The following is a 12,251-nucleotide window of genomic DNA, read 5'->3' on the forward strand; positions in this document are numbered from 1 at the left end:
CATGAAGACATTTGATTTTCATACGATTGAACCGACCCGTTATGTGTTCTTGACCGGGAAAGGTGGCGTCGGGAAGACATCGACGGCGTCAAGCCTCGCCCTGACGCTCGCCGACCGAGGCAAGCGTGTCTTACTCGTTTCGACCGACCCGGCTAGTAATTTACAAGACGTGTTTGAGATGGAACTCGATGAGACGCCGCGCCTCGTTCCGGAAACAAAGCTTGCCATCGCCAACTTCGATCCCGAAGAAGCGGCAAAACAATATATGGAGCGCATGGTCGGACCTTATCGAGGTGTATTGCCGGACGTGGCCATTCAGTCGATGGAAGAGCAATTATCCGGTGCCTGTACGGTTGAGATTGCGGCATTCGACCAATTTACGGACTTGTTGACGTCCGTGTCAGCCCGTGAGGCGTACGATCACGTCATCTTTGACACGGCACCGACTGGTCATACGTTGCGCCTACTCACCTTGCCGAGTGCATGGGATGAATTTTTGGAGACGAACACGACAGGTGCGTCTTGCCTTGGTCCGCTTGCCGGTTTAGCTGACAAACAATTGCAGTACAAAAAGGCAGTTGAGACGCTCACTGATGGTAAAGAGACGACACTGCTTCTCGTTGCCCGTCCCGAAACATCCACACTCATCGAAGCGGAGCGTGCCGCGACCGAACTTCGCGCCATCGGTATCGAGCGAATGCAGCTCATCGTCAACGGTCTTATCCAACAGGATGAAGGGGCAGACCGATACATGAAGCGGCTCATCGAGCGTCAGCAACAAGCACTCCGTGAACTTCCTGAAGGCATAACTGACCTCGAGGCATTCAAACTTCCATATGCTTACGAAAATCTGATCGGTGTCTCTGCACTTCGGCGCTTTGTGAACGGAGAGACGGTCGCTGTCGCAAATGCATGCTATGACTCGAGTCGTTACGGATCACTTGATCGACTCGTTGATGAGATTGAGGCGGACGGTCCAAGTGTCATCATGACGATGGGGAAAGGTGGTGTCGGGAAGACGACACTTGCTTCGCTGATTGCGGTTGCGCTTCATGAAAGAGGGCACTCTGTTCATTTGACGACGACGGATCCGGCCGCTCATGTCGCTTTCACGATTGGGACAAACATTGCAGATACGTTCACGGTCGATGCCATTGACCCGAAAGTTGAAATTGAGAGGTATCGACAGGATGTGTTCAAGGAAGCAGGGGACCTGAATGAAGAGCAACGTATGATGCTCGAAGAGGACCTGCGTTCGCCGTGCACCGAAGAAATCGCCGTTTTCCGTGCCTTTGCGAATCAGGTGGCGAAAGCGAAAGACCGTTTCGTCGTCATCGATACGGCACCGACCGGACACACGCTTCTTCTGTTAGATGCGACCGAGAGTTATCATCGCGAACTCGAACGCTCGACTGGCGTTGTCCCGGAAGCAGTCCGAGATTTGTTGCCGAAATTACGTGATCCGAAACAAACGCACGTCATCATCACGACCTTGCCTGAAGCGACGCCGGTATATGAAGCTGAACGACTCGTAGCAGATTTGAATCGGGCTAAGATTCTACCGTTCGCTTGGGTCGTTAATCAATCGTTCACGCCACTCGATGTCACGAGCAAACTATTGACCGCGAAAGTCGCGAATGAAGTCCTATGGCTCGAACGTGTGAACAGCTATCGGCGTCCGACGATACTCGCCTGGCAAGAACATTTGCCAGTCGGATATTCCGCGTTATCCCAACTATTGAAGGAGGAAGTGAAATGAACATCACGAATGAAGCCATCGATTACTTAAAAACAGCGCTAGAGGAGGAGCAGACAAAATCGGTCCGCATCATCACGGAGGCCGGTTGCTGTGGACCGACACTAGGTTTGGCCGTAGCGACACCGGAAGCGACCGATGAGGTGAAGCACTTCGACGACCTTACGTTTGCCGTGGCGAACGAAGCTACAGCGTTGTCCGCAAACGTCACGCTCGACGTTGAATCAACAGAAGAGGGAATGACACTCGTATTGCACGGTTTGCAGCCGAGTTGCTAAAAAATAAATAGAGATTATTGGAGGATTACATTGTGCAGTGGATTGCTAGTTTAATTTTTCTTGTGACGCTTTTCCTCATCATCAAGCAACCGAAAGGCCTCGGCATCGGTTACTCGGCGATGGGGATGGCTGTCATCGCTCTCGTTTCGGGCGTCGTCAATCTTGATGACGTCGGAACGGTATGGGGCATCATTTGGAACGCGACGTTCACCTTTATCGCAATCATCATCATTTCACTCATTTTAGATGAGATTGGATTCTTTGAATGGGCCGCTTTACACATGGCGCGAATCGCCAAAGGTGGCGGGGTGAAACTCTTCGTTTATATCACGTTACTCGGTGCCCTCGTCGCAGCATTGTTTGCGAACGACGGGGCGGCGCTCATCTTGACGCCAATCGTTTTAGCGATGGTCCGGGCTCTCAAACTACCGGACACGGTCGTCTTGGCATACGTTATGGCATCGGGATTCATCGCCGATACGGCAAGTCTTCCATTCATCGTCTCGAACCTCGTCAACATTGTCTCAGCCGACTTCTTTGGTATCGGGTTCGCCGAGTACGCCGCGCGGATGGTGTTCGTGAACGTGTTCGCGGTCGCGGGGAGTCTGCTCGTGTTGTACCTTTATTTCAAAAAAGATATCCCGAAACAGTATGACGCCTCACAGTTGGCTGAACCTTCGTCCGTCATTAAAGATCATACGATGTTCCGCTTATCCTGGATTGTACTCGGTTTACTGGTCATCGGGTACTTCACGAGTGATTTAGTCGAGATCCCCGTTTCGCTCGTCGCGGGTGTAATCGCCTTGTTCTTCCTCGTGATGGCTAACCGCTCGTCAGCGGTCCAGACGATGCAAGTCATCAAAGGTGCACCGTGGGCCATCGTCTTCTTCTCGCTCGGGATGTATATTGTCGTCTACGGTTTACAAAATGCCGGACTCACTCAAGTATTGGCGAACTTTATCGATTGGTTCGCGGTTAACAGCTTCAGTGCCACGTTCGGGATGGGCTTTTTGGCCGCCATCTTGTCATCGGTCATGAACAATATGCCGACCGTCATGATTGATGCGCTCGCCATCGACTTGACGCATACGACCGGACAGGTTCGGGAAGCGTTAATCTATGCGAACGTCATTGGTTCCGATCTCGGTCCAAAGATTACCCCGATTGGGTCGCTAGCGACGCTTCTATGGCTCCACGTCCTTCGTACGAAAGGCCTCAAAATCGGATGGGGACAGTACTTTAAAGTCGGGATCATCTTGACGATTCCGACATTGGCTATCACGTTGCTCGGCCTATACATCAGCTTATTACTTTATTGAGGAGTGGATTATATATGAAACTAGTCATCATCGGTTCAGTCGCTGCAGGGACATCGGTTGCGGCGAAAGCGCGTCGGAACAACGAAGACGCACAAATCACGATTTACGATCGAGATTACGATATCTCGTACTCTGGTTGTGGGATTCCTTACTACGTTGGCGGAGAAGTCGAGTCACGTGACGATTTGACACCGCGCGATGCGGCCTTCTTCAAGAAGCGCTACAACATCGACGTGATGACGCGTCATAATGTGACGTCAGTCGACAAAGACACGAAGACGGTGACGGTTGAAAACTTAGAGACGGGTGACACGTTCACGGACTCATATGATGTCCTCGTCCTTGCGACGGGTGCGTCGAGCATCATCCCACCGATTCCAGGGGTGAAGTCGGACAACGTCTTCCCGATTCGAAACATCCAACATGCGGAGGCGACACGCTCCTTCGTCGATTCGACAGACCCGAAACATGCGACAATCATCGGAGCCGGCTTCATCGGTCTAGAGATGGCGGAACAGTTGAAGCTTCGTGGTGTGGACGTGACCATCATCGAACGTGTACCGCAAGTGATGCCACCACTCGACAAGGATATGGCGTGTCGCGTTGAGGAACACCTCGAGAAGAACGGAATCGAGCTCATGCTCGGAGAGACCGTGACAGAACTTGTCGGTGACGGACACGTCGAACGGGTCGTCACGGAGAGTGGGAAGACGATTGAGACCGACCTCGTCATCTTGTCTGTCGGAGTCCGTCCGAACGTCGAGCTCGCCATGAACATGGGAGTCAAACTAGGTGAAACGGGTGCGATCGCCGTCAATGAGCGGATGGAGACGAACATCCCAGACGTCTATGCGGCAGGAGACGTCGCGGAGAGTTTCTCGATCGTGACAGGGAAACCGATTTGGCGTCCACTTGGTTCGACAGCGAACAAGATGGGGCGGACCGCCGGGGACGTCATCACGGGCGGTCACCTCGAACATCGGGGCATCCTCGGAACGGGCATCTTCAAAGTGTTCGGACTTGCCGTCGCACAGACGGGTCTCGCCGAAAAAGAAGCACGCGAACTCGGATACGATATCGAGGTACTTCATAACACGAAACCGGATAAGCCTGCCTATATGGGTGGAAAAGATATGACGATTAAAGCGGTCGCCGATCGTGCGACGCGTCAACTGCTCGGTGTCCAAATCGTTGGATTTGAAGGAGTCGACAAACGAATCGACGTCTTCGTCACGGCCATCACCCTTAAGGCGAAAGTGGACGACTTGTTCCATCTCGACCTCGCCTACGCACCACCGTTCTCGACGACGAAAGACCCGGTCATGTATACGGGGATGGTGCTTTCGAACAGTATCGACAAGGCGGCTCGACTCATCACGCCGGCCGAACTTCAGGCACGAATCGATGCCGGGGAAGACATGCAAATCATCGATACGCGGAAAGCAGCACAGTTCGAGAAGGCGTGTGTCGATTGTGCGGTCAACGTCCCACTCGGTAACCTTCGGGAAGCGGCGAAAGACATGGACAAGGACAAACCGACCGTTGTTTACTGTAACGGAGGCGTGACGGGCAACGCGGCACAGAACGTGCTCCGTAACCTCGGATTCACCGATGTGTACAACTTGTCAGGTGGAAATAAGAATTATCAGTTGTTCAAAAAATACGGGAACTAAGCAAGACGACGTCCGCAACTGCCGGACGTCGTCTTTTGATATGCTGTACGTGAGGTGAAGTCGATGGATTATAAGATGTTACATGAGAAGTTTGAGCGACGGAAGCAGTGGCTCATTTTTGACAAAGAAGAAGTCGTCCGTCGTGTCATGGTACGCTACAAGGCAAGGATTATCCCGAAGACGGACATCATGGACTTAGTGAACGACGATCAACTGTCGTATGAACATATCTTTTGTTGCTTAACGATTGATGACCCAAGAATGCTTGATAAAGTCTTCACGGCGAAAGAGAGAAAAGACCATCAGTGGGAGATTGATGACAATGCGAGGCGTGGGATGGTATATAAGCACAAAGATGAGGCACATCGACTTTACAACCAGTTGATTATCGATGAACAGGAAGGTCGCCGACTCGACATCGTCTTCGAGAGCAAGGATGGAAAGTATGTGACCGGTTTTTTGACAAGAGACATGTCAGAGCAAGTCGCCTCTTATATTTTTGCACATGTCGGAGGCGCCAAGTTCACAGGTTTAGTCCCACGTTCACTCTTACCAGCGGACTTAACAGATGAAGAAATCAAGATGAGCTATCGGTGGTACTTGGAGTCGCTCGATGAATGGAATAAACTTTGAAAAACCTCTCACAAATGTGAGAGGTTAGTTTGCTTTCTGTTGACTCCATTTGCCGATTTGATTTCGTCCGTTCCGTTTGGCGACGTAAAGACCGATGTCTGCCTTTTTGATTAGTTGGGCGGACGTGACGACCTTTCGTTCAGAAGTGCTCGATACTCCGATTGAAATGGTGACCTCAAGCGTCGATCTGTTAGGTAATTGAAACGGTTGTTTCGAAACTTCGGTCAAATAGCGATTCGCAATCGACATGGCTTGCGAAAGGTTGCAGTCGGCAAGTAAAACAGAGAACTCTTCTCCGCCGTTTCGGCAGACCATGTCATCTGCTCGCGCGATTCCAGAGAGACGTTGACCGAGCTCGACTAAAATTGCATCACCCGCATCGTGTCCATACGTATCATTAACTGATTTGAAGTGATCGATATCGATTAACAACAACGCAATCTCGTTCGGCGACATGAACACTTCTTCATCGACGCGTTTCATTTCCTCATCAAACTGTCTTCTATTACCTAACCCCGTTAATGTATCCGTATAAGCCGCTTCTTTATATTTTGTGATAAGACGTTCAGAGCGTTCGATTTTTCGTATGCCACCATACACGATATGCAAAAAGAAGCCTGCCGCGTAACCGATGAATAAAAACCAGATGAGTGTTATAAAATATGCACTTGGCTCCTTATAGTTCGTCATGTTGAGAATAGAGAAGAGTGCAATGAACGTAAGACTAATCATATTTACGATTCGAATATCTTGTGTCGGCTGGATCCGTTCGCGCATTCGTAAGAACAGAAATGCTGTTCCAGCTGCTACGGAATAATCTAGGAGTGTGATCAGAAGTAGTATTTCTCCGGGAACGATAAACGGAAGTAGGATAATACTCGTCACATACGTGATACGCAGACCAGATATCCCAAAGTACAAAGCAGAAATGATGAGTGGGACAAATCCATACTGAAAGTCCGCTTGAGCGTTCCAAAGTACACCATGAAGCGTGATGATCATAGAGAGTCCTGCTAGGAGGATGGAGATGGTCATCTGACGCCGAATCGGTAATTTATTTGTGAAACCGAGCTTGGTAAAACGTGAGATCAGATATAGACCAACGAGCAAAAGGCTCGCGTTGGCAATTAGGTTATTAATTAAGTTTGTAAGTGATAGCAATTAAGTTTTTCCTCCTTAAATTCTATATACAGGTTGAACTCTCGGAAAGCAATCCTTTTTGTGGAGGAAAGGTGTTTAGTGCTCTACTTTACTAAAATAACATTGCTTCACTAAAAGAAACCGTTTACAATTTCTGTGTAAGCGTTTTCTCAAAATAGTGCTACAAGGAGGGACCCTCATGGTCAAAAAGCAATGGAAACCCGTATGGGCAGTTGTGCTAACGTTTGCACTGATTCTGTCAATGTTTCCGATGCCGACGTCCGCTTTAGATAAAGGGAAGTCGACGCTTGTCGTCGTCCATTATCAAGAGGCGCCGGATAACGAAAAGGATTGGAACTTATGGCTTTGGGCGAACGGCCCAGATTACTTCCCGAACAAAGGCTTCACATTCAACGGGGAAGATGCATTCGGAAAGGTGGCGGCTTACGAATTCCCAGTCGATTCACCTGAAAAAATCGGTCTCATCGTCCGCACGGATAATTGGGACAAAGATAAAGGTTCTGAGAACGACCGCTTCATCACAAGCGATATGATTCAAGATGGTGTCGCCGAAGTGTGGATCAAGTCGGGCGATCCGACCATCTATACGTCGAACCCGGACGGGGAGACGGCTTCGACGGAAATCGATATGAAAGTTCATTATTTCCGTTACGACAATACATATACGGACTGGGGTCTTTGGGCTTGGCCGGACGGTGGGGACGGGCAGAGCATCGCCTTCGATGAGGCTGATGATTTCGGTGCCGTCGCGAACGTGAAACTCGCCAACCCGGAATCGAAGAAACTCATGGGCTTGATCACGAAAAAAGGAGAATGGACGGAGAAGGATGGGGAAGACCGATTCGTTCTCGGGACTGCGAAAGAGATTTGGCTCGTTGAAGGAGATTCGACAATCTACTATTCAGAGCCACAAATCGATCGCTCTCCAAAACTTGTCTCGTTCTCGGCGGACACGTTCCGTCAAGCAACACTCACAACGAATCGCGTCATCACGGATGCGTTCATCGATGAATTGAGCGTAGACGGGGCAACGGTGGAATCGATTGAAAAAGCTAGCGACAAGTCGGTGACGATTCAATTCAAAGCAGACATCGATTTAGCGAAAGTCATCAAAGCCTCGCACCCGGAGTTCGGAGAACAGACGCTCCAGGCCGGCAAAGTTCTTCGTTCGAAAGAATTCGATGCGAAATATGCATACGACGGTAAACTCGGTGTCACGTACCAAAAGTCGAAAACGAAGTTTGTCCTCTGGGCACCGACGGCTCAACAAGTCGAGCTCGAACTGTGGAACATGCCGACGAACCGACCGACGAACGACAAAGATATGAAGAAAGTGATTCAAATGAAGCGCGGTGAGCGCGGCACGTGGGTAACGGAAGTTCGTGGTGACCTGGACGGCATCGGTTATACGTACCAAGTGACCCATGCGACAGGGAAGGTCCGTGCGGTCGATCCGTATGCGACGGCTGTCGGCGTGAACGGTGACCAAGGTGTCATCGTCGATTTGAAAGAGACAGATCCAAAACGTTGGAATTCGATGAAACCGAAGTTGAAACAATCGACGGACGCGATCATCTATGAGACGCATGTCCGTGATTTCTCCATCTTTGATGTGAAGACGGACAAATACGACTCAGGCATCCAAAACAAAGGAAAGTATCTCGGTGTCATCGAACCAGGAACGCGTCTTCTCGTTGACGGAAAGAAAACGGCAACGAAGACAGGGCTCGATCACGTCAAAGATCTCGGCGTGACACACGTTCAGTTCATTCCGGTCTATGACTTCAACACGGCCTCCGTCGATGAGACGAATCCGATGGCGACGTACAACTGGGGATATGACCCGAAAAACTACAATGCACCAGAAGGGTCGTATTCAACGAATCCTTACGATGCGAAAGTACGCATCATGGAAATGAAACAGATGATTCAAGGATTGCATGACAACAATTTACGTGCCGTCATGGACGTCGTATACAACCACATGTTCGATGCACAGGCATCGAACTTGCACAAAATCGTACCGGGTTACTACTACCGCTACACAGCGGGTGGTGACTTTGCCAACGGAACAGGTGTCGGAAACGATACGGCTTCCGAACGGGCGATGATGCAAAAGCTGATCGTCGACTCGGTCGTCTATTGGGCAAAAGAGTACCATTGGGACGGATTCCGTTTCGACTTGATGGGAATCCATGACGTCGACACGATGAACAAGGTTCGTTCGGAGTTGAATCGAGTCGACAAGTCGATTCTCGTCTTCGGAGAAGGATGGGACCTTGGTACGCCGCTCGATGCTGAATTAAAAGCAAATCAAAAGAACGCCTACGACATGCCGGGCATCGCCCACTTCAATGACAACATCCGTGACGGCTTGAAAGGCAGCGTCTTCTTCGATGAGGACAAAGGATTCGTCAACGGAAAAGAGGGCATGGAAAATCGCGTGAAGACGGGAATCGTCGGTGAGATCGCTTATAGCGACACGATTAAAGGATTCACGAAAGAGCCGACGCAAGCCATCACGTACGTTGAAGCCCATGACAACCACACGTTATGGGATAAGCTAGAGTTAACGAACCCAACCGCATCAGAAATGGACAAGACGAAGATGCACCGACTCGCTTCAAGCATCATTTTGACGAGTCAAGGGACGACATTCCTCCACGCTGGACAAGAGTTCATGCGCACGAAGGAAGGCGACCACAACTCCTACAAATCACCAGACTCAATCAACCAGCTCGATTGGAAACGGGCGGCCGACCGCAAGGCGGACGTTCAATACATGAAAGGCTTGATTGAGATGCGTAAAGCCAACCCAGGTCTTCGGATGACAAAAGCGAGCGACGTGAAACGATTCTTGACATTCCACAAAGCGGAAGCGAACGTCATCACATACACGATTGACGAAGATGCACCGGGTCAAAAGAACGACTTGTTCATCACGCATAACGCCAACCCGACAAATGTCCAAGTCACCCTTCCTAAAGGGAGCTGGAACGTAATTGTTGATGGCGACCGTGCCGGAACGAAGACAATCAAGCGCGCAACTGGAAAAGTAAACGTGCCTGCATACAAGACGTTCGTCCTCGAACGCAACTAATCATTGACCCCACTTTGAAACGAGTGGGGTTTTCCAATGGAACAATTATGTTTAATTGGTAATTAATGCTTTACAAACTATTTATTTTGTATGAACACGAGAATTTACGTTTGAAACTTCCATCTCTTTCGAAAGGAGAGCTTGTATGGCGATTTTCAAAAAGTGGATTCATCGCGTCAATGGTGATGTCACGGATATGCTGTCAGCTGGACCGATTCTCCCGTTCCATGTGGATTCGCTCTTGATTGAACAGTATCCGGATGCCATTTACGTGCTCGATACAAATGGTCGACTAATCGATTCGAATGAAAAGATGGGACTGCTGTTCGATAACTGCGCATGATCTCCAGCCGATGCGGAAGAGTTTGCGCCGTATCACGAACAGGCGTTAACCCGAGAAACGGTTCATCCTGACGATTGAGAGCGGTTGACTCAAGCAATTCAGACGTCACGTTCATCATTCGTTTTGCATCCGGTACAGACTTGCCTGTCCGCTTACGTCGAATGACTGAAGTGACGAATGGGCTGTATCAATATGCCGCCGACTACGAATCAAGTCCGACCATCGAGGCGCAAATGACCGCCCTCGAGCAGGAAGTGAGCGAAAACGAAGAAGTCACCGACTACATCGAACTCGTCCATCAGCCAGAGCGGTCTTGAGTATCCGACTTGTCTTCTGTGAGAATAGATAGTTGAAACAGGGGTCTCCTTTTCTCTAAGATGGAGAAAGAGAGAATCGAGTGAGGAGACCTTAGATATGAATCTGTATGAACAAGCGAGCGACTGGATGCGGCAATGGCATGACGACCCTTCCGAACGCCTCCGAGAAATCAAAGATGAAATTGAGCGCACGGGCACCTATTCATTGACGACGGAAGAGTTGTGTGAGGGTGCCAAGGTGGCGTGGCGGAATTCGAATCGTTGCATCGGCCGCTTGTTTTGGCAGACACTCCATGTGATTGACGCACGGGACGCCGATACGTTTGAGGCTGTCTACACCCATCTTGTCGACCACCTTCGGTTCGCCACGAACGGCGGAAAAATCCGTTCGACGATGACGGTTCTTCCGAACGAGTTCAAACTATTGAACACACAATTGATTCGGTACGCGGGATATGAGACACCTGACGGAATCATCGGAGACCCGATGTCCGTCACGATGACGAAGCGCGCGAAAGAACTCGGATGGGTCGGAGCCGGCACGCCGTTCGATATCCTCCCGCTCATGATCACGGACGGGCGAGACGTCCGCTTGTTTGAGTTGCCGAGTGAGGCCGTGCTTGAGGTGGACATTCGGCACGAGGATGTGGACTTGTTTGACGGACGGACCATCAAATGGCACGCAGTCCCAGCGATTGCGGATATGGAACTAGAGATCGGAGGTCTACGGTTTACCTCGGTCCCGTTTAACGGCTGGTATATGGAGACGGAAATCGGGGCAAGGAATTTGGCCGATACGGACCGTTATGATTTGTTGCCGCTCGTCGGACGGTCACTCGGGCTCGATACGACGAAAGAGCGGTCGCTTTGGCGCGACCGGGCACTCGTCGAATTGAACATCGCCGTCCTGCAATCGTTCGAGCGGGAAGGTGTGACCATTGTCGACCACCATACGGCTGCCAAACAGTTCAAGCGGTTCGAAAAAAACGAACGGGACGCGGGGCGTGACGTCACCGGGCAATGGAGTTGGCTCATCCCGCCTCTCTCTCCTGCGACGACGCACGTTTTTCACGAGCATTACGACAATCAGATCAAGACACCGAACCTGTTTGCTAGAAGTGGATGTCCGTTCTCAGGGTTTCGTCAGCTGGTAAAAGAGGAATTGAAAGGCTAGAACCGAGAGAAAGGATGATTGCTGTGGCAGTCCCACTTTGGAAACGAGCCGTCGCTGGTCAAATCGACCAACTCGTCTTTCAGACACCGGCAAAACTGATTGAAAAGGCAGTCCGTAAGAAGATTTGGCCAGACAAAGAAGTGAAACGGTATTACTTACCGACCGTTGTGACGATGGCCGGAGAAGTCTATTGTATGTTGTATCGAAACGGTCAGACGATAGGAGACCGTGTCGTCGGAATTAAGGTCGTGAGTGCGGATGGACGCCCGCTTTCATTGGAGCAAGTCATCAAGCGGACACTCTATAAAGACGTCGTCTACCCGGCGACGCTTGGGATTCCGCTCATCCGTGCACTTCAACAGATGAAATCGAATAAAGACCTCGAGTTGCCGCATGATGAGTTCGCCCATACAAAATTGATCTCGACCAAATGAAGAGGAGCAGGGCGACCGTGTGTCGCTCTGTTTTTTCGTCCCGTTCGGTCGAGTAGGAATAGC

Annotated in this window: 11 protein-coding genes; 10 read left to right on the forward strand and 1 reads right to left on the reverse strand. The window is 50.4% G+C overall.

What is annotated here, in order from left to right:
• Position 1: 1 nt before the first annotated feature.
• The 5 genes from arsA (at position 2) to KNO79_RS02660 (ending at position 5,659) form a co-directional block, all read left to right on the forward strand.
• Positions 2-1,759: an arsenical pump-driving ATPase gene (arsA, locus tag KNO79_RS02640; protein WP_214690571.1), complete on the forward strand. Its 1,758-nt coding sequence runs from the start codon at positions 2-4 to the stop codon at positions 1,757-1,759.
• Entirely contained in the window at positions 1,756-2,034 is a 279-nt protein-coding gene (locus KNO79_RS02645) for a Fe-S cluster assembly protein HesB (RefSeq protein ID WP_074036072.1), read from the forward strand. Before arsA ends, KNO79_RS02645 begins: the two co-directional genes overlap by 4 nt.
• A gap of 32 nt (positions 2,035-2,066) precedes the next feature.
• Positions 2,067-3,353 carry an arsenic transporter gene (locus KNO79_RS02650; RefSeq protein WP_214690572.1) on the forward strand — a complete coding sequence of 429 codons (1,287 nt, stop codon included), beginning with the start codon at positions 2,067-2,069 and terminating at the stop codon, positions 3,351-3,353.
• A 14-nt stretch (positions 3,354-3,367) separates the two neighbouring features.
• Positions 3,368-5,026: an FAD-dependent oxidoreductase gene (locus KNO79_RS02655; protein ID WP_214690573.1), complete on the forward strand. Its 1,659-nt coding sequence runs from the start codon at positions 3,368-3,370 to the stop codon at positions 5,024-5,026.
• A 63-nt stretch (positions 5,027-5,089) separates the two neighbouring features.
• A complete protein-coding gene (locus tag KNO79_RS02660) occupies positions 5,090-5,659 on the forward strand; it encodes a hypothetical protein (protein WP_214690574.1) in 570 nt (189 codons plus the stop codon).
• A 24-nt stretch (positions 5,660-5,683) separates the two neighbouring features.
• Here the strand turns inward: KNO79_RS02660 and KNO79_RS02665 are convergent, their stop codons facing one another.
• Positions 5,684-6,820 (reverse strand): GGDEF domain-containing protein, encoded by a 1,137-nt coding sequence (locus KNO79_RS02665; RefSeq protein WP_214690575.1) that lies wholly within the window; start codon positions 6,818-6,820, stop codon positions 5,684-5,686.
• 178 nt (positions 6,821-6,998) lie between these two features.
• On the opposite strand from KNO79_RS02665, the gene pulA reads away from it, so the two are divergent.
• The 5 genes from pulA to KNO79_RS02690 all read left to right on the forward strand — a co-directional run bounded on the left by pulA (position 6,999) and on the right by KNO79_RS02690 (position 12,188).
• Positions 6,999-9,920, forward strand: coding sequence for a type I pullulanase (gene pulA, locus KNO79_RS02670; RefSeq protein WP_214690576.1), 2,922 nt, complete (start codon positions 6,999-7,001; stop codon positions 9,918-9,920).
• A gap of 145 nt (positions 9,921-10,065) precedes the next feature.
• Positions 10,066-10,263 carry a hypothetical protein gene (locus KNO79_RS02675; protein WP_074036082.1) on the forward strand — a complete coding sequence of 66 codons (198 nt, stop codon included), beginning with the start codon at positions 10,066-10,068 and terminating at the stop codon, positions 10,261-10,263.
• 74 nt (positions 10,264-10,337) lie between these two features.
• On the forward strand, positions 10,338-10,580 hold the full coding sequence (locus KNO79_RS02680; protein WP_074036083.1) for a hypothetical protein: 243 nt from the start codon (positions 10,338-10,340) through the stop codon (positions 10,578-10,580).
• A gap of 97 nt (positions 10,581-10,677) precedes the next feature.
• Complete coding sequence (locus tag KNO79_RS02685) at positions 10,678-11,754, forward strand: nitric oxide synthase oxygenase (RefSeq protein ID WP_214690577.1); 1,077 nt, start codon at positions 10,678-10,680, stop codon at positions 11,752-11,754.
• Positions 11,755-11,768: 14 nt separating this feature from the next.
• Positions 11,769-12,188, forward strand: a complete 420-nt coding sequence (locus tag KNO79_RS02690) for an RDD family protein (protein WP_074036085.1) — start codon at positions 11,769-11,771, stop codon at positions 12,186-12,188.
• Positions 12,189-12,251 lie beyond the last annotated feature (63 nt).

It is taken from the genome of Exiguobacterium sp. s43 (assembly GCF_018617255.1).
Lineage (GTDB): Bacteria > Bacillota > Bacilli > Exiguobacteriales > Exiguobacteriaceae > Exiguobacterium > Exiguobacterium profundum.